This window comes from Arthrobacter sp. Leaf69 (genome assembly GCF_001422645.1).
In the GTDB taxonomy this organism is placed as follows: Bacteria; Actinomycetota; Actinomycetes; order Actinomycetales; family Micrococcaceae; genus Arthrobacter.
On the sequence record NZ_LMLR01000001.1, the window covers coordinates 248,955 to 269,248 of the forward strand.

Annotated in this window: 17 protein-coding genes; 14 read left to right on the forward strand and 3 right to left on the reverse strand. The window is 67.3% G+C overall.

Going from position 1 to position 20,294, the window contains the following annotated elements:
- Both ASE96_RS01150 and ASE96_RS01155 read left to right on the forward strand, forming a co-directional pair.
- The gene (locus tag ASE96_RS01150; RefSeq protein WP_056424821.1) at nt 1-1,101 is read left to right on the forward strand and encodes a polyprenyl synthetase family protein; all 1,101 of its coding nucleotides are present in this window, start codon (nt 1-3) and stop codon (nt 1,099-1,101) included.
- A 415-nt stretch (nt 1,102-1,516) separates the two neighbouring features.
- Complete coding sequence (locus tag ASE96_RS01155; RefSeq protein WP_056424822.1) at nt 1,517-2,353, forward strand: DUF559 domain-containing protein; 837 nt, start codon at nt 1,517-1,519, stop codon at nt 2,351-2,353.
- Nucleotides 2,354-2,494: 141 nt separating this feature from the next.
- Here ASE96_RS01155 and ASE96_RS01160 read toward each other — a convergent pair whose 3' ends face one another.
- Nucleotides 2,495-2,923, reverse strand: a complete 429-nt coding sequence (locus ASE96_RS01160; RefSeq protein ID WP_056424825.1) for a hypothetical protein — start codon at nt 2,921-2,923, stop codon at nt 2,495-2,497.
- Between the two features lie 14 nt (nt 2,924-2,937).
- On the reverse strand, nt 2,938-3,609 hold the full coding sequence (locus tag ASE96_RS01165) for a trimeric intracellular cation channel family protein (RefSeq protein WP_056424827.1): 672 nt from the start codon (nt 3,607-3,609) through the stop codon (nt 2,938-2,940).
- A gap of 61 nt (nt 3,610-3,670) precedes the next feature.
- On the opposite strand from ASE96_RS01165, the gene ASE96_RS01170 reads away from it, so the two are divergent.
- The 10 genes from ASE96_RS01170 to ASE96_RS01215 all read left to right on the forward strand — a co-directional run bounded on the left by ASE96_RS01170 (nt 3,671) and on the right by ASE96_RS01215 (nt 15,482).
- Nucleotides 3,671-4,405, forward strand: a complete 735-nt coding sequence (locus tag ASE96_RS01170; protein ID WP_056424830.1) for a sirohydrochlorin chelatase — start codon at nt 3,671-3,673, stop codon at nt 4,403-4,405.
- Nucleotides 4,406-4,537: 132 nt separating this feature from the next.
- On the forward strand, nt 4,538-6,286 hold the full coding sequence (locus tag ASE96_RS01175) for a nitrite/sulfite reductase (RefSeq protein ID WP_056424834.1): 1,749 nt from the start codon (nt 4,538-4,540) through the stop codon (nt 6,284-6,286).
- Entirely contained in the window at nt 6,283-7,014 is a 732-nt protein-coding gene (locus tag ASE96_RS01180; RefSeq protein WP_056424836.1) for a phosphoadenylyl-sulfate reductase, read from the forward strand. Before ASE96_RS01175 ends, ASE96_RS01180 begins: the two co-directional genes overlap by 4 nt.
- Before the next feature lie 89 nt (nt 7,015-7,103).
- Nucleotides 7,104-8,096 carry a sulfate adenylyltransferase subunit CysD gene (cysD, locus tag ASE96_RS01185; protein WP_235500109.1) on the forward strand — a complete coding sequence of 331 codons (993 nt, stop codon included), beginning with the start codon at nt 7,104-7,106 and terminating at the stop codon, nt 8,094-8,096.
- On the forward strand, nt 8,096-9,520 hold the full coding sequence (locus tag ASE96_RS01190) for a sulfate adenylyltransferase subunit 1 (RefSeq protein ID WP_056424839.1): 1,425 nt from the start codon (nt 8,096-8,098) through the stop codon (nt 9,518-9,520). The genes cysD and ASE96_RS01190 overlap by 1 nt, the downstream gene beginning before the upstream one ends.
- Before the next feature lie 300 nt (nt 9,521-9,820).
- Nucleotides 9,821-11,074, forward strand: coding sequence for a glycosyltransferase (locus ASE96_RS01195; RefSeq protein ID WP_056424842.1), 1,254 nt, complete (start codon nt 9,821-9,823; stop codon nt 11,072-11,074).
- Between the two features lie 141 nt (nt 11,075-11,215).
- Nucleotides 11,216-12,382, forward strand: a complete 1,167-nt coding sequence (locus ASE96_RS01200) for an RtcB family protein (RefSeq protein WP_056424846.1) — start codon at nt 11,216-11,218, stop codon at nt 12,380-12,382.
- A gap of 225 nt (nt 12,383-12,607) precedes the next feature.
- Nucleotides 12,608-13,783 (forward strand): ABC transporter substrate-binding protein, encoded by a 1,176-nt coding sequence (locus ASE96_RS01205; RefSeq protein ID WP_056426540.1) that lies wholly within the window; start codon nt 12,608-12,610, stop codon nt 13,781-13,783.
- Between the two features lie 48 nt (nt 13,784-13,831).
- Nucleotides 13,832-14,557, forward strand: a complete 726-nt coding sequence (locus ASE96_RS01210) for an ABC transporter ATP-binding protein (RefSeq protein WP_056426543.1) — start codon at nt 13,832-13,834, stop codon at nt 14,555-14,557.
- Nucleotides 14,547-15,482: an ABC transporter permease gene (locus ASE96_RS01215; protein ID WP_056424849.1), complete on the forward strand. Its 936-nt coding sequence runs from the start codon at nt 14,547-14,549 to the stop codon at nt 15,480-15,482. The genes ASE96_RS01210 and ASE96_RS01215 overlap by 11 nt, the downstream gene beginning before the upstream one ends.
- A 461-nt stretch (nt 15,483-15,943) precedes the next feature.
- Here the strand turns inward: ASE96_RS01215 and ASE96_RS01220 are convergent, their stop codons facing one another.
- A complete protein-coding gene (locus ASE96_RS01220) occupies nt 15,944-18,184 on the reverse strand; it encodes a hypothetical protein (protein WP_200912967.1) in 2,241 nt (746 codons plus the stop codon).
- 338 nt (nt 18,185-18,522) lie between these two features.
- On the opposite strand from ASE96_RS01220, the gene ASE96_RS01225 reads away from it, so the two are divergent.
- Nucleotides 18,523-18,819 (forward strand): putative quinol monooxygenase, encoded by a 297-nt coding sequence (locus ASE96_RS01225; protein WP_056424852.1) that lies wholly within the window; start codon nt 18,523-18,525, stop codon nt 18,817-18,819.
- 119 nt (nt 18,820-18,938) lie between these two features.
- Nucleotides 18,939-20,234 (forward strand): uroporphyrinogen-III C-methyltransferase, encoded by a 1,296-nt coding sequence (cobA, locus tag ASE96_RS01230; RefSeq protein ID WP_056424855.1) that lies wholly within the window; start codon nt 18,939-18,941, stop codon nt 20,232-20,234.
- Nucleotides 20,235-20,294 lie beyond the last annotated feature (60 nt).

A 20,294-nucleotide genomic window follows, 5' to 3' on the forward strand; every position in this document is an offset into this window, starting at 1 on the left:
GTGACCAACTCCGCAGACCAAAGCTGGACGCACGCCGGACACGGCCTGCCGAGCTCTGAACCCGACCTGAACACCACCGCCATCGCCACCGGCCTGCAGCTGCCGGCGGGCTTTGCGGCGATCGCGGGGGACCCCGAACTGGGGCCCGCGATCACCACCAACCTGGCCCGCGTGGAGAAGAAGCTGCGCGAAGCCATTGCCAACTCGGACCCGCTGGCTGACGCGACGTCGCGCCACCTAGTGGAAGCCGGCGGCAAGCGCATCCGGCCGCTGCTGACCCTGCTCTGCGCCCACCTGGGCGACGCCTCGCTGCCCGCCGTGGTGCAGGCCGCCGTCGTCGTCGAGCTGACCCATCTGGCGACGCTCTATCACGACGACGTAATGGACTCCGCGCCGTTCCGCCGGGGCGCCCCCACGGCGCACGAGGTCTGGGGGAACTCCGTCGCCGTCCTGACCGGTGACCTGATCTTTGCCCGGGCCTCCATCCTGGTTTCCGAACTCGGTTCGCGTGCGCTCGGCATTCAGGCCCGCACCTTTGAGCGGCTGTGCCTGGGCCAGTTGCACGAAACCGTGGGGCCGCGCCCGGATGAGGACCCGGTGGAGCACTACCTGTCCGTCATCGCGGACAAGACCGGATCGCTCGTGGCGGCGTCCGGGCAGCTCGGCGCGATCTTCTCCGGTGCCGACGAAGCCTACGAGCCGATGCTGGTCGAGTACGGCGAAAAGGTGGGCGTCGCCTTCCAGCTTGCCGACGACGTCATCGACGTCACCGGTGTGAAGGTCAAGTCCGGCAAGTCCCCGGGCACCGACCTGCGCGAGGGCGTGCCGACGCTGCCCGTGTTGCTGCTGCGCAAGAGGGCCGACGACGGCGACGCGTCCGCCGTCGAACTCCTGAAACTGATCGACGGCGACCTCAGCTCCGACGAGGCCCTTGCTGCCGCCGTTGCCGGTCTCCGCGAGCACCCCGTGACGGCGGAATCCTGGGTGGTGGCACGTGCCTGGGCCAATGAGGCGATTGCCGCGCTCGCGCCGCTGCCCGAGGGCGTGGTGAAGGACTCGCTGACCAACTTCGCGCTGGCCGTGGTGGACCGCGCCAGCTGAGCTTGGCGTGCACCCGCCGGGTGACTTTCCGCGGGTGTTCCGGTTTAAACGGAATGGCCCCGGTTCCTCACAACGTTTCGAGTCATCCGTTGTGCGGAACCGGGGCCATTTCTCCGTTCGCATCAGGTCCACCGGAGGCATTTGATGAACCCATGAATGAGCATATGACAGAAATGTCACGCTGTCTAGGGTGTTTGTAAATTCACTGTCACAGTTCTTTGGGTCTGTGTGGGCTGTCTGCTGCTTGCTTGCCGGTGGCTTCGGCCGAGCGGGGGCACTTTGCGGCCCCCATTGCGGGATGCCGGGCTGGGTTGCGGCGTGTCCGCGTCGAAGTGCCCCCTGGCCGCGGCAGGAGTTGTCCACATGGCACAGTCTGCGTCGGCAATACCGGCCGTTGCTGGGGCACATTGGCGGAATGAACATCGCCACTTTCCTGGGCTCGCGGGGCGGACCGGCCAGCACGGCCGACCTCGGGCGGGCCGGATTCACCCGGTATCGGATTGGCCTGGCCGTGGCGGACGGCACCATCGTGAGGATCCGCCGCGGACACTATGCGTTGCCCCGGGAAGCCTCGGTCCTGCGGGCCGCCCGCGAGGCTGGAGGGCTATTGACCTGTGTCTCCGCTGCGCCGAGCCACGGCTTGTGGACGCTGGTCCCGGCCTCGAAGTTGCACCTCTGCGTCGGGCACCGGCCGGCTCCGTCCGGCTCGGTCGCACATGGCCAGTGCCGGCATCCACGGCACCCGTGGCTCCCTCTGGCCGGGCTGGCCGACACCCTGATCCACGCGCTGCGCTGCCTGCCGGAACTGGAGGCGCTCGTCATGGTCCAGTGTGCTGTGGGCCGCGGCGACATCAGCTTGGCCTTCCTCCGCGGCAAACTCCCGGGCAACCGCAACGCCCGGGCCAGGTCGGTGCTGGACCTGGTCATTCCCCGGGCCGACTCGCTGCTGGAGGTTCTCGCCAACACCGTCTTCCTCCGGGCGGGGCTGCACGTGCGCAGGCATGTCCAGATCCCCGGGGTGGGGGAGGTGGACTTCCTTGTTGAGGACTGCCTCATCGTGGAGACCGATGGTGAATCGCATCTGGAGCCGCGGCAGGCCAAGAAGGACCGGGGGCGGAACAACGCGAGCATGGTCGGAGGCTATTTGGTGCTCAGATTCGGCTATGACCTGGTCGTCTACCACCCCGAGCAGATGCTCGCACAGGTCCTCGCGGTGCTGGAGCAGCGCCGTCGGGGTGCGTTCAATCCCTGAAGCGCGGGCCGCATAGGCGGTCCGGGGCTACTTTGAAGCCTTAGCCGGTGATTCCCGGGCCGGGCGGCGGCGTGTCCGTGTCAATGTGCCCCCGGACCGCCGATGGCCGAGCCCGCGGGAAGCGGAACCTGCCCCTAGCCCCTAGTCCTCGTCGTCGTCGTTGAACGCCCACTCGAACATGTCGAAGACGAACTCGGAGAAGGTCCCCTCTTCGCTCTTCCACTGGCCGCGGGCGTTGTTGCGGCGGTACACAATCGGGTCCGGAACGCTGAGGTCGCCGACCCGGAAGCCCCACGTGAACTGTTCTTCCTCGTCCTCGAGGAACATGAGGAAGCCTTCGTCATCAACTTCGAGCTCTTCGGGGTCCCAGAAGTAGTGGTACGCCTCCATGATGTCCTCGCATCCGCCCACCGCGAGGTAGAACTCCCGCAATACCAGCGGCACCTGGAACTGGTGCTCGGCGAGGGCCGCATCCAGCTCGTCAGCCGGGAGGCCATCCTCTTCCTGCCATTCGTCTTCGAGATACTTCGGAACAAGCGCGCGGAACTTCTCGAGGAACATGTCAGTCATGGTTCTTATCCTAGCTAATCCTTAGCCCCGCCATCCCCAGTATCCAGGCCAAGCCGGTGCCAGCCGCGGACGGCCAGCGGAACGTACCATTTGCGCCGCCAGGCCGTGACCCGGAAGGCGAAAACGATGGCAGCCACGGCGCCCGCGGTGACCGCATTGAAGGTGCCGGTGACGGACAGCGCCACGGTCAGGGCAGCCCCGGCGAACGCCGGCAGGGCGTAGAGATCCTTGGGGTCGAACAGCTGCGGCACCTCATTGGCAGTGATGTCGCGCAGCAGGCCGCCGCCCACCGCCGTCGTGACCCCGAGGAGCACCGCCGCAATGGGGTTCATGCCGGCCTCGAGCGCCTTGAGGGACCCGGTGATGCAGAACAGGGCCAGTCCGCCGGCGTCGAAGAGCACCAGCAGCGAGGTGAAGCGCTGGACGCTGGAGAACAGGAAATACACCAGCACCGTGGCGAGCAGGGGAGGAGCCAAATAAGCCGGGTTGACGAAGGCCGTGGGAGGACCCGCATTGATGACGATGTCGCGGATGACGCCCCCGCCCAGGCTGACCATCGAGGCCAGCAGGAGTGAGCCGATGATGTCGAACTGCTTCCGCGCCGCGAGGAGGGACCCTGACACCGCGAAGAAGAAGACGCCGGCCAGGTCCAGCCAGATCAGGACTGCGCTAAAGGAAAAAGTCATGGAGCGTCCCGGTCGAATCTCGAGGGGCGGATGGGGCGGCTCCAAGGTTACGCTAACGGCTATGAATAGCCCCATCCTGATCGCCTGCGCCCACGGCACCTCGAGCACAGAGGGTGCTGCCGAAGTCAACGCCCTGCGGGACGGGATCGCCGCGCTCCGGCCGGGACTGGACGTCCGCGAGGCCTATGTCGATGTCCAGGAACCCGAGCTGCCGGCCGTCGTGGCAGGCCTCCCGGCGGGGGAGGCCGCCGTCGTCGTCCCGCTACTGCTCAGCGTCGGCTACCACGTCAAGGTGGACATCGCGCGGGCCGTCAAGAGCCGGCCGGGCACCCTCGCCGCCGCCCCGCTGGGGCCCGATCCGCGGCTCGCGGCCCTGCTGGACCAGCGCCTCCGGGAAGCCGGAGTGACCGACAACGACGCCGTGATCCTCGCCGCGGCCGGTTCCTCCGACCCCACCGCCGCGCAGAATGTCGAGGAACTCGCCGGCCAGCTCCGCGCCCTGCGTTCCAACCGCATCGTGGCCGCGTACGGCGCCTCCGCGAAGCCCTCCGTCCCCGAGGCCGTGGCCATGCTCCGCGAGGAGGCGGCGGGCGGCGCCGGCGCGGGGGAGTCGGCGGGGGGAGTGGACCTGGGCGGCCGCGTGGTCATCGCCGCCTACCTGCTGGCCCCGGGATTCTTCCATGACCAGCTCGCCAAGGCCGGCGCGGACCTCGTCACGGCGGCCCTGCTGCCGTCGCCGGTGCTCGCCGAAATCGCCCTGGAACGCTACGACGCCGCCCTCGCGGCGGGCGGCTGAACTGCACCACACCATGCACAGCAGCCCCCGTCACTTCAAGGCTCGCCGACGCTTCGTGACGATTTGTTGCCCTAGGTGACCTCGCGTTTCTGACCCTTTGAGACGGCATTCCGGCCCGCCTACAGTCGATCCATGACTGATACAGCTCTAGCCGGAGCGTCCCCGGACCAGGCTGCCCCAGGCCGCACCAAACGCCCCACCTCCCGCCCCGCCGCGAAGCCGCACGGGCAGTGGAAAGTGGACGGCACTGCGCCGCTGAACGCCAACGAAACGTGGAAGCAGGAGGACAACGGCCTCAACGTCCGCGAGCGTATCGAGTCCGTCTACGCCAAGCACGGCTTTGACTCGATCGATGGAACGGATTTGCACGGCCGCTTCCGCTGGTGGGGGCTCTACACCCAGCGCAAGCCCGGGATCGACGGCGGCAAGACCGCCACGCTCGAGCCGCACGAGCTCGAGGACAAGTACTTTATGCTGCGCGTCAGGATCGACGGCGGCGCCCTCACCACCGAACAGCTGCGCGTCATCGGCCAGATCTCGGTCGACTTCGCCCGCGATTCGGCTGACCTCACCGACCGGCAGAACATCCAGCTGCACTGGATCCGGGTCGAGGACGTCCCGGAGATCTGGCGCCGCCTCGAATCGGTGGACCTCTCCACCACGGAAGCCTGCGGCGACGTTCCCCGCGTCATCCTCGGCTCCCCGGTCGCCGGCATCGCCAAGGATGAGATCATTGACCCGACGCCGCTGATCCACGAGCTCGCCGAACGCTTTATCGGCGACCCGGAGCTGGCCAACCTGCCGCGCAAATTCAAGACCGCCATCACCGGCCACCCCAGCCAGGACGTTGTCCACGAAATCAACGACGTCGCCCTGGTGGGCCTGGTCCACCCCGAGCTTGGCATCGGCTACGACCTCTGGGTGGGCGGTGCGCTCTCCACCAACCCCATGCTGGGCAAACGGCTCGGCGCCTTCGTCCGCCCGGACCAGGCCGCCGACGTCTGGCTCGGTGTCACCAGCATCTTCCGCGACTACGGCTACCGGCGCATGCGCACCAAAGCCCGGCTGAAGTTCCTGCTGGCCGACTGGGGCCCGGTGAGGTTCCGCCAGGTCCTCGAGGACGACTACCTCGGCTACAAGCTCGACGACGGCCCGGCCGCGCCCAAGCCCTCCACGCCGGGCGACCACATCGGCGTGCACGAGCAGAAGGACGGCAAGTTCTTCATCGGCGCCACGCCGCTCGCCGGACGCCTCTCCGGCAGCCAGCTCGTGAATCTCGCCGACACGCTGGAAGCCCGCGGCTCGCAGCGGCTGCGCACCACACCGCACCAGAAGCTCGTGGTCCTGGACGTGCCCAAGGAGGAGGTGGAACCGCTCGTCGCCGAACTTGATGCCCTGGGCCTCTCCGCCCGGCCGTCCGTGTTCCGCCGCGGCACCATCGCCTGCACCGGCATCGAATACTGCAAGCTCGCCATCGTCGAAACCAAGGTCACGGCCGCAACCGCCGTCGCCGAGCTGGAACGCCGCCTCGCCGACCTCGTCGAGTCCGAGCAGCTCCCGCAGGCTCTGTCGCTGCACATCAACGGCTGCCCCAATTCCTGCGCCCGGATCCAGACGGCGGACATCGGCCTCAAGGGCATGATGCTTCCCACGCCCGACGGCGACCCCACCCCGGGTTTCCAGGTCCACCTCGGCGGCGGGCTGGCGTCCGACAGCCGCGAGGAAGCCGGCCTCGGACGCACCGTCCGCGGCCTCAAAGTCACGGCCGGGGAGCTGCCCGACTACGTGGAGCGTGTGGTCCGGAAATTCGTGGCCGACCACACCGAGGGCCAGACCTTCGCCGAGTGGGCCTTTGCCGCCGACGAGGGGGATCTCCAGTGAGCAAGCACGCGCCGGGGGTGGACCCCGTCCTCCGCACCCACGACGAGCTCAAGGTCCTCGCCGAAGCCGGTGCCGCCGAGCTCGGCTGGGACGCCCCCTCGCGCGAGGTGATCGCCTGGGTGGCACGCAACTTCGAGCTGCCCGCTGTCGCCGTCGCCTGTTCCATGGCCGACGCCGTCCTCCCGGCGCTCGTCGCGGACCAGCTTCCCGGCGTCGACGTGCTCTTCCTGGAGACGGGGTACCACTTCCCGGAAACGTACACGACGCGCAACGAGGTCGCGGCGAGCCTGCGCGTCAACGTGGTCGACGTGCTGCCGGAGAACACCGTGGAGCAGCAGGACCGGCTGCTCGGCAAGGACCTCTTCGCCCGCGACGCCGCCCAGTGCTGCGCGCTGCGCAAGGTGGCCCCGCTGCGCCGCACGCTGGCCGGCTACGAGCTCTGGTTCACCGGCGTCCGCCGCGACGAGGCCCCCACCCGCACCAACACGCCGCTGGTTACCTGGGACGAAACCAACGGCCTGGTCAAGGTCAACCCGGTGGCGGCCTGGAGCTTCGACCAGTTGGTGCAGTACTCCGATGACAACCTCCTGCCCGTCAACCCGCTGCTTTCACAGGGCTACCCGTCCATTGGCTGCCAGCCCTGCACCCGCAAGGTGGCTCCCGGCGACGACCCCCGCGCCGGACGCTGGGCAGGAACCGACAAGACAGAATGCGGACTACACGTATGAGCAACTTGAGCATAACGACGACGGACGGCTACGCCTCCGCAGCAGATGCCGCCCCCGCCCCTTCGCTGGACGGCAATGCTGCAAGCAGCATGCCGTCCAGCTCCGGAAGGCCCGATGCCACTCCCGGGGCGGCACCTGCCGCTCCGGCTCTGCAGTCGGGTCGCCTGAGTTCTGCGGCTCCGCGCGCGGCCCGCCTGTCGTCTTTGGATACTTTGGAATCCGAGGCCATCCACATCATCCGTGAAGTGGTTGCCGAGTTTGAGAAGCCGGCGCTGCTGTTCTCCGGCGGCAAGGACTCCGTGGTGATGCTGCACCTGGCCACCAAGGCGTTCTGGCCCGGCAAGGTGCCTTTCCCCGTGCTGCACGTGGACACCGGGCACAACTTCCCCGAAGTCATCGACTTCCGCGACCGGACCGTGGAGCGGCTGGGGCTCAAACTCGTCGTCGGCTCCGTGCAGGAGTTCATCGATTCCGGCGAGCTGGCCGAGCGTTCCGACGGCACCCGCAACCCGCTGCAGACCGTGCCGCTGTTGGATGCGATCCAGCGCAACAAGTTCGACGCCGTCTTCGGCGGCGGCCGCCGCGACGAGGACAAGGCCCGGGCCAAGGAACGGATCCTGAGCCTCCGCGACGAGTTCGGCCAGTGGGACCCGCGCAACCAGCGCCCCGAACTCTGGAACCTCTACAACGGCCGGCACACCGTCGGCCAGCACGTCCGCGCGTTCCCCATCAGCAACTGGACCGAACTCGACGTCTGGCGCTATATCGAGCGCGAGAACATCGAGCTGCCGGGCCTCTACTACGCGCACGACCGCGAGGTTTTCGCCCGCGACGGCATGTGGCGCGCCGTCGGCGAGGTCTCGCCGCCCCGCGATACCGAACAGGTGATCACCAAGACCGTCCGCTACCGGACCGTCGGTGACATGTCCTGCACCGGCGCCGTGGAATCATCGGCCGCCACCGTGCGCGACGTCGTCATTGAAGTCGCCGCCTCCACCATCACCGAACGTGGCGCCACCCGGGCCGATGACCGCATCTCCGAGGCAGCCATGGAAGACCGCAAGAAGGACGGCTATTTCTAATGAGCACCGACACTTTCCTGCCCGGCACCGCCGTGGAAGCAGCGGTTCTGTCCACTACCCTGTTCCGCTTCGCGACCGCCGGTTCGGTCGACGACGGCAAGTCCACCCTGGTGGGCCGGCTCCTGCACGACTCCAAGGCGATCCTCGCGGACCAGCTCGACGCCGTCGCCCGCACGTCCGCGGACCGCGGTTTCGGCGGGGCCGGTGCAGCCGGTGTTCAAGCGATCGACCTCGCGCTGCTGACCGACGGCCTGCGCGCCGAGCGGGAACAGGGCATCACCATCGACGTGGCCTACCGCTACTTCGCCACGGACCGCCGCAGCTTCATCCTCGCGGACTGCCCCGGCCATGTGCAGTACACCAAGAACACGGTGACCGGCGCGTCCACCGCGGACGCCGTCGTCGTGCTTATTGACGCCCGCAAGGGTGTCCTGGAGCAGACCCGCCGGCACCTCTCCGTGCTGCAGCTGCTGCGCGTGGCGCACGTGATTGTGGCCGTGAACAAGATCGACCTCGTGGACTTCAGCGAGGACGTGTTCCGCGGAATCGAAGCCGACGTACAGAAAGTCGGCCGCGAGCTGGGGCTCGGCGCCGATGGCATCACCGATCTGCAGGTCATTCCGGTGTCCGCGCTCGACGGCGACAACGTGGTGGACCGCTCGGACCGCACGCCCTGGTACGACGGCCCGGCCCTGCTCGAAGTCCTTGAGACGCTGCCGGCCGCGGACGAACTCGAAAGCCACCTGGAGAGTTTCCGGTTCCCGGTGCAGCTGGTGATCCGGCCGCAGGGCGCCCTGGCGCCCGACGCCGTCGCCGGGGGACTCGACGTGGAAGGCTACCGGGACTACCGCGCCTACGCGGGCCAGATCACCGAAGGTTCCGTGAAACTGGGGGACCAGGTCAGCGTCCTGACGCCGGGCCAGGCCCCGCGCACCACCACCGTCACAGGGATCGACTTCGCCGGAGAAGACCTCGCCGAGGCTGTGGCCCCGCAGTCCGTCGCGCTGTGCCTGGCAGACGAGTTCGACGTCGCCCGCGGTGACACGATCGCTGCGGCTGGCACGATCCGTGAGACGTCTGCGGACCTCTACGCCGCCCTGTGCTGGCTCTCGCCGAAACCGCTTCGCGAGGGCGCCAAGGTGCTGGTCAAGCACGGCACCCGCACGGTCCAGGCGCTGGTCCGGAACGTGACCGGAAAGCTGGACCTTGCCAACTTCCAGTTGGAACCCACCTCCACGCTGGAACTCAACGACATCGGACATGCCCAGTTGCGGCTCGCCGCGCCGCTGCCGCTGGAGAACTACCTGCACCACCGCCGCACGGGGGCGTTCCTGGTGATCGATCCCCTGGACGGCAACACCCTCGCTGCGGGCCTCGTCAAGGACCACCCGGGGGACCACGAGGACGAGCGCTACTCGATCTGAGTCGTGATCCCTAAGCCCGTCTCGACTGGTTGCGGCGTGGAAAGGCTGTTGCCGCTCGAAGGGGGTACTGCATAATAAGCGGCACGAGCGGCGAAAGCGGGTTGATGATGCGTGAGCGTGACGCGGTGCGGCAGGCTGCAGTGGCGACAGCGCTGAATGGGGGATTGCCCTCCGGGATCTGCCGGGACGAGGGGCAGTCTTTACAGCGTCACGCCGTCTATCAGGACCTTCCATCCCAAACCAAAAACGCATTGCTGCGCCGCCCTGGCTGTGCCACTGAAGCAGCCGCGGGGTAACCGCGTGCGCATCGTCGTTGTCGCCAATGACACTCGAGGCGGCGTGCAACCCTACATCGCGTTGGGCGCCGGACTCCAAGACGCCGGACATAACGTGCGCGTCGTGGCACCGGCGGACTTCGCGTCAATGGTTACCAGCCGGGGACTGGCTTTTTCCGGGCTCTCGGGCAACGCCCAGGCCGATGCCCGGCGTGTGGGGTCGACGTCGAAGCGCGGCCCGATCGCGAGCATGTGCTCGATCGCGGGGGAAATGACCACACGCATGGAGACCTGGACCAGGGAAACGCTCGAGGCCAGCGACGGGGCCGATCTGCTAACCGGCGGAGTGGGAGGCATGATCGTCGGGCTATCGGTCGCCGACAAGCTCAGCGTTCCCTTCGTCCCCACGCACCTGCAGCCGGTCGATGCACCTACTGGCGATTATCCGGGAGTCCTGTTCGCCGGAATGCCCACTTGGCTCGGGCGGCCGGGGCGCCGCCTGGGCCACACCTTGACAGGTCTGGCTCTCTGGACCCCGTTCAAACGGCCCATGATGTCGGCCAGAGCTTCCGTGCTCAAGCTCAGTGGACCGCCTGCGGCCGCGAAGGGCCAGCCGGTCCTCTATGGCTTCAGCCCGCGAGTGGTACAGGTGCCAACTGTGCCCGGGAAAGAGCGCCATGTGACCGGCTACTGGTTCGCCGATTCCTCCGGGTGGACTCCGCCTCCGGCGCTTGACGCCTTCCTCGCCCGGGAGGGCCCGGTGGTGAGCATCGGGTTCGGCAGCATGACCGGCGAGGACCCGGCCCGGTTCACGGCGACCGTGCTCTCCGCCGTGCGTGCCGCCGGCGTGCGGGCGGTGTTGTTGTCAGGCTGGGGCGGGCTGGCAGCGACACCGGACACTGACGACGTACTCGTGGCCGATGCCGTTCCGCATGACTGGTTGTTCCCACGCGTCGCGGCGGCGGTGCACCACGGCGGGGCGGGCACCACCGGGGCAGCCCTGCGGGCGGGCATTCCGGCGATCGTGGTCCCGTTCGGCGCGGACCAGCCGTTCTGGGGCGCCCGGGTCGCGGCACTGGGCGTAGGACCTGCACCCATTCCGCGACGGCAACTCACGGGGCAGGGGCTGGCCGCAGCCCTCAGCGACACGCTGGCGGACGCGGCTATGCGGTCAAGGGCCCCAGACTTCGGAATGGCGATGCGGGCTGAGGACGGTGTCGCTGCAGCAGTCCTGGAATTCGACCGGATCGGTCGTAGCGGCACAGTTTTCCCGGCCTGACGCTGTCACAGCCTCTTATTAGCCACGACCCTACAACGGCCGCGGTAGACTGACCGGCAACACCAGAAGGACAGCGGTCTGCCGGGTCAGCAGGCTGTCGGGCAGGAGTTCCGCGGGTGGCGGGCCAGGACGGGGGCTCCGTTGGAAGTCATTAACAGCAGGCTCTTCAGCTGGGCGTCGATCCTTGATGACAAGACCCGCGAGCAGGCTCTGACCACCGCCAAGCTGTCCATTATCTATCCGCATCTGGCGCTCATGCCGGACGCCCATCTGGGCCTGGGCGCCACCGTGGGATCCGTCATCCCCACCCTGCACGCTGTCATCCCGGCTGCCGTGGGCGTGGACATCGGCTGTGGCATGATCGCCGTCCGCACGCAGTATGCCGTGAAGGACCTGCCCGCGGACCGGAAGCGGTTGCGGCAGGGTATTGAGCACGCCGTTCCCCTGTCCGCCGGCCACTACAACCGCAGATTCACCGCCACCGCCGTACCGAGGCTCGCCGAGCTGCGGCGGATGGCAGCCAACGCCCGGTTCGACCCCGGCCAGTACGCCGCGAACTGGGAGCTGCAGCTCGGATCCCTAGGCTCCGGAAACCACTTCATCGAGGTGTGCGCGGATGAGGCGGACACCGTGTGGCTGTTCCTCCATTCCGGCTCGCGCGGCGTCGGCAACAAACTTGCGCAGCGGCACATCGCCGAGGCCCGGAGCGCGGTGCGGAACCGGCACATCGTCCTGCCGCACCCGGACCTGGCCTACCTCGAGGAAGGCACCCCCGAATTCGACCGGTACATCCGGGAACTCCGCTGGGCCCAGCATTTCGCCCTGTTGAACCGTGAGGAAATGATGGACCGGGTGATCCAGCAGTTTGAATCCTGGACGGGCGGTCGTGTCCGGGAGGCCGAACGGATCAACTGCCACCACAACTTCACCGCGCAGGAACAGCACTACGGCAAGACGGTCTGGGTCTCGCGCAAAGGAGCCATCAGGGCCCGGGCCGGGGACCCCGGACTGATTCCCGGCTCCATGGGCACCGCCTCCTACGTCGTCGTCGGCCTGGGCAACCGCGAGTCGCTGAATTCCTCGCCGCACGGCGCCGGGCGGGAATACTCCAGGAACGCCGCTAAAAAGACCTTCACCCTCGCCGAGCTGAAGGCCGCCATGAAGGGCATCGAATTCCGGCCCAGCGACGCTTTCATCGACGAGATCCCGGCCGCCTACAAGCCGATCGACCAGGTGATGCGGGATTCTGCGGACCTTGTCAAGATCCGGCACAAGCTGCGGCAGCTCGTCAACGTCAAGGGCGACTAAAACGTCCCGGTGCCCGATTAACCGGCCCGCATATGACGTTGCATGAACCCGCGTGACCCCGGGTTTCCGGACCGTTGAACCGCGCTCACGGCAGTCCCTATGGTGAAGCAATGACAACTACGGAACGGCTCTCCAACGGCCCCCGCAATGCGTTCCGGGGGCGATGTAGCCGGCGCTGAACAACCGCCCGGCCACCCCGAAACCACCACGAACAGGACCCTTTCCATGTCAGCCACCCCAGAACCCTCGAAGTCCAGCAGCCCGCCCCGAACCACCCGGATCGTCGCCGGCGAATCCGCCAGGCCCAAACGCAAACGAACCCTGGAGATCAGCCTCGCCGTCGGCCTCGTGCTGCTGATCGGCGCCGGCGCCGCCGTCGCATCCACGGTGTCCCGCGCGAACGAAACCGCTGCGCCCGCCGACGCCGTCAACACCCCCGCTGCTGAACTCAGGCTGGGCTACTTCGGCAACATCACGCACGCCCCTGCCCTCGTCGGGGTCAGCCAGGGCCTGGTCGCCAAGAACCTCGGCGAGACCAAGCTCAGCACCCAGGTCTTCAATGCCGGCCCTGCCGCAATCGAAGCCCTCAATGCCGGCGCCATCGACGCCACGTACATCGGCCCCAACCCGGCCATTAACTCCTACGTCAAGAGCAAGGGCGAATCGATCAGCATCATCGCCGGTGCCGCCTCCGGCGGAGCCCAGCTGGTGGTCAAACCCAACATCACCACGGCGGCGGAGCTCAAGGGCAAGAAACTCGCGACGCCGCAGCTCGGCGGCACGCAGGACGTGGCCCTCCGCGCGTGGCTGGGCAAACAGGGCTTCCAGACCACCACGGACGGCGGCGGCGACGTCGCCATCAACCCCACCGAGAACGCCCAGACCCTGAAACTGTTCCAGGACGGCAAGCTCGACGGCGCGTGGCTGCCGGAACCGTGGGCCTCCCGGCTGGTGCTCCAGGCCGGAGCCAAAGTCCTTGTCGACGAAAAAGACCTGTGGGAGAAGGGCGAATTCATCACCACCGTCCTGATCGTCAACAAGAAGTTCGCCGCCCAGCACCCGGACACGGTCAAGGCACTGCTGAAAGGCCACGTCGAATCCGTGGACTGGCTCAACGTGGCCCCCGACGCCGAGAAGTCCACGGTCCTCAACGCCGCCCTCAAGGAATCCGCCGGAGCCGCCCTGCCGGCCGACGTGATCGACAGGTCGCTCAAGAACATCGCCTACACCGTTGACCCGCTGGCCGGAACGTACCAGAAGCTGCTTCAGGACGGTGTCGACGCGGGCACTACCCAGCAGGCCGACATCAACGGCCTCTTCGACCTCACGGCCCTTAACAGTGTCTTGAGCGAGAGCGCCACCGGCACGAAGATCTCCGCACAAGGACTGGGCAAGGACTGACCAACCAGTTCCCGCCTCCAGCCCGCCAAGAGAAGTTAGGACATGACCATGCCAGTCGTACTGGAAAACCTGGGCAAGCGCTTCGGCGACGGCGCCCCGGTGCTGGACGACGTCAATGCCACCATCGGGCAGGGCGAGTTCGTCGCCCTGCTCGGTGCGTCCGGCTGCGGCAAGTCCACCCTGCTGAACATTATGGCGGGACTGGAGGCGCCGACGTCGGGCGCCCTTGAAGTGCCGAGCGACGGCGCCGCCTTTATGTTCCAGGACGCGGCGCTGTTCCCCTGGCTGACCGCGCGGGAGAACATCGAGCTGGCCTTGAAGCTGCGCGGCGCCGGCAAGGCCGAGCGGCGCGCGAAGGCGGGAGAATTGCTGGACCTCGTGCATCTGGGCGGGGCGGGGGACAAGCGCCCGCACGAGCTCTCCGGCGGGATGCGCCAGCGCGTGGCGCTGGCCCGTTCGCTGGCCCAGGACCGGCAGCTTCTCCTGATGGACGAACCCTTCGCGGCACTGGACGCGATCACGCGCGACCTGCTCCACGACGAGCTGGAGCGGATCTGGAAGGAAACCGGCCGCACCATCGTCTTTGTCACGCACAACGTCCGCGAGGCCGTCCGGCTGGGCCAGCGTGTGCTGCTGCTCTCCTCCCGGCCGGGCCGCGTGGTGCGGGAGTGGCATGTCAGCGAAGAGCACCGCACCGACGCCGGACTGGCCGGCCAGTTGACCGGCGAAATCACCGCCCGGCTACGCGAGGAGATCCGCCGCCATGCCAAGTAAGCCAACGACGCTGGTTGAGCCCGGCGAGACCCGCCACATTACCGCCGCCCTGACCCGGTCCTCCACCGGCTCGGCGGACCTCCGCGAACTGGAAGCCGGGCTGGATTCGCTGCAGTCCGACGCCGTCCGCACGTCGCGCATCGACTGGAGCCGGATTCTGCTGCCGGTCGCCGCGCTGGCGGTGCTGGTCATCATATGGCAGCTCTATGTGTCCCTGGGGTTCAAGCGGCAGGACCTGGTGCCCGGACCGCTGGATGTGCTCGCTCAGTTCGGGCAGCTCTGGGCCGACGGCAAGCTGCAGGAAGCGGTGTGGACCTCGCTGCAGCGCGGGCTGGTCGGGTTCTTGATCAGTGTGGCCATCGCCACGCCGGTGGGACTCCTGCTGGCCCAGGTTGCCCCGCTGCGCCGCGCTTTCGGGCCGCTGATCTCCGGTCTGCAGGTGCTGCCGTCCGTGGCGTGGGTGCCCGCGGCCATCATCTGGTTCGGCCTGACCGACGCCACCGTGTACTTTGTGGTGTTCATGGGCGCTATCCCCTCGATCATCAACGGACTGATCTCCGGCGTGGACCAGATCCCGCCGCAGTACCGCAGCGTCGGCACCGTCCTGGGCGCGTCCCGGCTCCAGCTGGCGCTCCAGATCATCCTCCCGGCTGCACTGCCCGGATACCTGAGCGGACTCAAGCAGGGCTGGGCTTTCTCGTGGCGCTCGCTGATGGCCGCGGAGATCATCGCGGTCGGCGGCAGCATCGGCTTTGGCCTCGGTTCCATGCTGAACCAAGGCCGCGACCTGTCCGACATGACCATCGTGATGTCCGCGATCCTGCTGATCCTCGCCGTCGGCATCCTGATCGAACTGCTCGTATTTGGCCCGATTGAAAAGCGGCTGCTCCGCCGTCGTGGCCTGCTGGCCGGCAGCACCCGGTAGGCACCTGCCGTCCAAATCCAACGCGGGGTCATCGAGCTCCCGTAGCCCGCGGGTTTATGGGTCGTACGTGGCCCCGCGTTGCTGTTTTGTGGCGTCACTCGCGTGTCTAGACTCACGGCTACGGGTCAACGATTACACCTTCGGCATCTTCCACCCCGAGGAAGCCCGCAGGCGTACCTCAACGGTGCCATCCCCGCGGCGCTCGGCGAACACGGCCCCACGCTGCTGTCCAAGGACCCTGACATCAAAGTGGTTGAACTCATCGCGGTGAAGTAGCCCGCGCTGCCGCCGCGCACGGCATCTCGACGGCCGAACGGGGGCGTATCGACACGGACACACCGTCATTTGTGCCCCGATCCGGCCGCTGCGGCCGTCAAAGTGCCCCCAGACGGCCACGCCTTTTGTAACAGCAGGGCCCGACGGCGAGTCCCGCCGTCGGGCCCTGAATTGATGGTGATCTTCTAGCGGCGCTTCAGAGCGCCGCAGCCGCTGACTTCGAAGCCCTTGGCTTCGCTTGGGATCGTCACGACCGTCAGGGCCGATCCGAAGTAGTTCTCGATAATGTCATCGAAGCTGCCGCTCAAACCGCTTAGGGTCGCCCAGTAGCAGGTATCTCCGGCGCCGTTTCCATAGTAGGTGCCAGACAGGATGTCTATCCCTACCCGGTAGGTGCCGTCGGCCGTGATGCTCGTGGCTCTGGCCCCAGTGGATGGAACGGGGGCATGACCTTGGGACGGAGCTGCAATCCGCGTCCACCCACCACAACGTTGCGAGCGGAACCCAACGTCACTGGGGAGTATCTCCACGTAGGTGTTGGCAGGACCAATATCGTTCTTATTTATGTCACCGAAGCTTCCGCCGAAACCGCCTAAGCGGGCCCAGTAACAGCTGTTGCCTGTGCCGGTTGCCTTATACATGCCGGGCAGGATGTCGATACCCACCCTGTACGTTCCGTCTTTAGTAATCCGCGTTGCTTTAGCTCCCGTCGACGGGACAGTGGTCCAGCCGCCACAGCCGGAACTCTTGAAGCCAACATCTCCTGGGAAGATTTGCACGTAGGTGACTCCGGAAACGATGTCGTTCTTGTTGATGTCTTTAGTGCTTCCCGAGAACCCTCTGAGCCGTGCCCAGTAACAGAAGGATCCGCCCGTTGCCTTGTACAGCCCCGGCTTGATCTGGGTTCCGACCCGATATGTGCCGTCACCACGAAGTACCGTCACAGGCCAAACCGGCAGTTTCAGCGCCGGACTCATGGTGACCCGCGTATCTGAGTAGATCCGCCCGGCGGAAACCCGCACCGTGATGGAGCGGCCGTTGTCCGCCGCCGCCAACCGGTATGTGCGGTAACGAGCGCCCGTGATCGCGGCGCCGTTACGGTACCACTGGTACGCGTAGGCTGACGGTGCCGGCGCGTAGGTGCCGACGTTGGCTGTCAGGGTCGAGCCCAGGGACGTTGCCCCGGTGATCCTTGGCGCCGTCTTCAAAGTGATCAATGCCTTGCCTACGGTGATTGCCGGAGTGGTGGCCGAGCGGGTCGCGTACCCGGCCTTGGACACTGTGACCTTGACGTTCACCCGGGCGCCGATGTAGCCGCTGCTAAGGTACAGGGCGTAACCGGTCCCGCCCCTGATCGCGACGCCGTTCCGGTACCACTGGTATCGGATGGTTGAACCGGCAGTCCACCCCTGAGAGACCTTCACCGTCCGTTCATAGCGGTGGGTTCCGCTGACCGTCAGCGACTTGGTGGCCGCGATAGTCCCGGCAGCGATCGGGCGGGCGGCGGAGTAGCGGTCCAGCGCTATGTAGCCGGACTTGGCTGCACGCACCCTGACCTTGAGCGTCTTCCCGTAGTCGAGTGCTGTGGTGGTGTAGGTACGGCTGACTGCGCCGACGATGGCTGCCGTTCCGCGGTACCACTGGTATGAGAGCGTGGCCCCGGTCGGCGCCCATGTGCCTGCGTTGGCAGTCTGCAGCTGGCCCACCTTGGCGATACCGCCAACGGTCGGGACCGGCGCCGTCACAGAGCTTCCCTTGCCTGCGGTGACTTGGGCAGAAGTCAGTACCACGGAGGTGAACCCCGGCGCGGAGAGCGTCACCTTGGCCCACAGCTTCTGAGCGTCATCGGCGGCAGCCACCGTGTGGCTCGGCCCGGTCGCACCAGCGATGGGCCCAGCACCTCGGTACCACTGGAAGCCGGTTGCGGCACCTTGGACCGCAGAGTTGCTCCACCGGGGTGCGCTCAGCGACAGCGCCTGCCCGACGACGGGTTTGCCGATGACGGCGTTGTTCCAGCTGACACCGGTGAAGCTTCCCTGACGAACCGTTACCGGGGTGGCTGCCAGTTCGGTGCCGAGCCCCTGCGCCTCCAGCGACGCCAGCACCGTTAGCTGGACCGCCTTGCCTGCCATTGACTGATCAATGTGAAGTACGTCAGCTTCGCCAACCGGGTGGTCGGCCGCTTGAACTGTGACGCCGTCGACGATCCAGCGGTACTTGATCCAGCCGGCACCGTTCCACCGGCCGCCCGTCGAGGTGAGCGTGCCACCCGCGACAGGGTCACCCTCAATAACCGGCGGGCTGACGTTGTCCGGCGCGGCGGGCGATACTTCCCCCGGCGGTGCTGCGGCTGGCGGGTCGACCGGTGCCGGCTGCTCGGCGATAGCGTCCGTTTCCATCGGCAGCGCCTGTGCTGCCGGTGCCATCAGAAGACCGGCGAGCAGTGCGATGCTCCCGGCTGTGGCTACTGCCCTGGTCATACGGCCAGGGCGCGTCCGAATACGGACGTTTTCGTGCAGAGACAACGAAGTCCCCTTCCCCCATTTTGAGACTGACCGGCTAGCCCGGTCGGAGCAATTGTATGGCTCATCACAACGGGTGAGTGTGCGGGCTCTTGTCAGAACACAAAATGCTGGACGGCGATGCCCGCCGTCGGGCTTTCCGCTGTCCGCTGGCGGACCCTTGTTCCGCCGAAACCGCAGGCCTACACTCACGGCTATAGGCCGGTGTACGGCCCATCCCGCCCGATTCTGAGGAGACAGCTGTGGCGCCAAAATATGGAGTACTGGCACTGGTCGAGGCAAAACTGGGGAAGGAACAAGAGGTCTGGGACTTCCTCAACGGGGGCCGCGAGATAGTGCTCAACGAACCCGGAACACAGACCTGGTATGCCTTCCGGGTCAACGATTTCACCTTCGGCATCTTCGACACCTTTGACACCGAGGAAGCCCGTCAGGCGCACCTCAACGGGGCCATCCCCGCCGCGCTCGGCGAGCACGGCCCCACGCTGCTGTCCAAGGACCCTGACATCAAACTGGTTGAACTCATCGCGGTGAAGTAGCCCGCACCGCTGGCGGGAGGCCCCCGGACGGCAGCAACTATGTGACGTGCCGTTACCCTGCGTGAACGGGTGTTTCCGAACCGTTGTTCCGCGATATGAGGCCGCCCTATCGTCGATGCATGGCAATTCAGGACATTTACCCCACGGCGCTGCGACTCCTCGGCCGCCCCGTGCTGGTGGTCGGCGGCGGCCCGGTGGCCACCCGCCGCGCCAAGGGACTGCTCGACGCCGGCGCCCGCGTCACCGTCGTCGCCCCCTTGGCGAGCCCGGCACTGCACGAGCTTGCCGACGCCGGCCTCCTTGCCTGGAAGCCGCGCCACTACCGCAGCTCCGACGTCGACCGCGCCTGGTTCGTCCAGACCGCGACGGGCGACTCCGCCGTGGATGCGCAAGTTGCGGCCGACGCCGAGGCGCAGCGCATCTGGTGCGTCAATGCCTCCGACCACGAAGCTTCCGCCGCCTGGACGCCCGCCGTCGCCGTCGTGGACGACGTCAAGATCGCCGTGAACGCCGGGGGAGACCCGCGCCGCGCCATGGCCCTGCGGGACGCCGTGGCCACCGCCCTGGAAACGGGGGACCTGCCGCTCCGCCGGCACCGTGTTGCCGGCCCGGGGGCAACCTCCGGGTCCGTGGCGCTGGTGGGCGGCGGACCCGGGGATTCCGGGCTCATCACCGTCCGCGGGCGGCGCCTTCTGGGCCAGGCCGACGTCGTGGTCGCGGACCGCCTCGGTCCGCGCGAACTCCTGGCCGAACTGGCCCCCGACGTCCGGGTCATCGAGGTCGGCAAGACCCCCGGCCACCACCCCGTCCCGCAGTCCGAGATCAACCGCATCCTCGTCGACGAAGCCCTGCAGGGCCATCGTGTGGTCCGGCTCAAGGGCGGCGACCCCTACGTGCTGGGCCGTGGCGGCGAGGAAGCCGAGTTCTGCCGGCAGCACGGCGTCGAGGTGGAAGTGGTTTCCGGCGTCACCTCCGCCATCTCGGTCCCGGCCGCCGCGGGCATCCCGGTCACGCACCGCGGGCTGGCCAAGGGCTTCAGCGTGGTCACCGGCCACGAGGAACTTTCGGAAGTTCCGGCGCGGTCCGACCACACCGTGATCCTGCTCATGGGCGTGGGCCAGTTGCGCGATTCCGCGGCCTCGCTGGGACGCGCCGGTTTGCCAGCGGAGACGCCTGTTGGCATCGTAGAGAATGGTTATCTGCCGAACCAGCGGGTGACCATCGGAACGCTCGGGACCATCGCGGACCAGGCGGAGGCCGCAGGCGTCGCGAACCCCGCCGTAATCGTGATCGGTGACGTGGTCCGCGTCAGCCCGTTCGCGCCGTCGCACTTCAAAACCGCGGACTACAGCACCACCACCCCGAACACTCCCCGCTCCACCCGCTCCACCAAGACCCGCGTACTGACCCTCTAAGACCCGTCGATTGCTCCGTAACTGCCGTTATCAGGCCTCAAAAGGGCGGCTGCGGAGCAA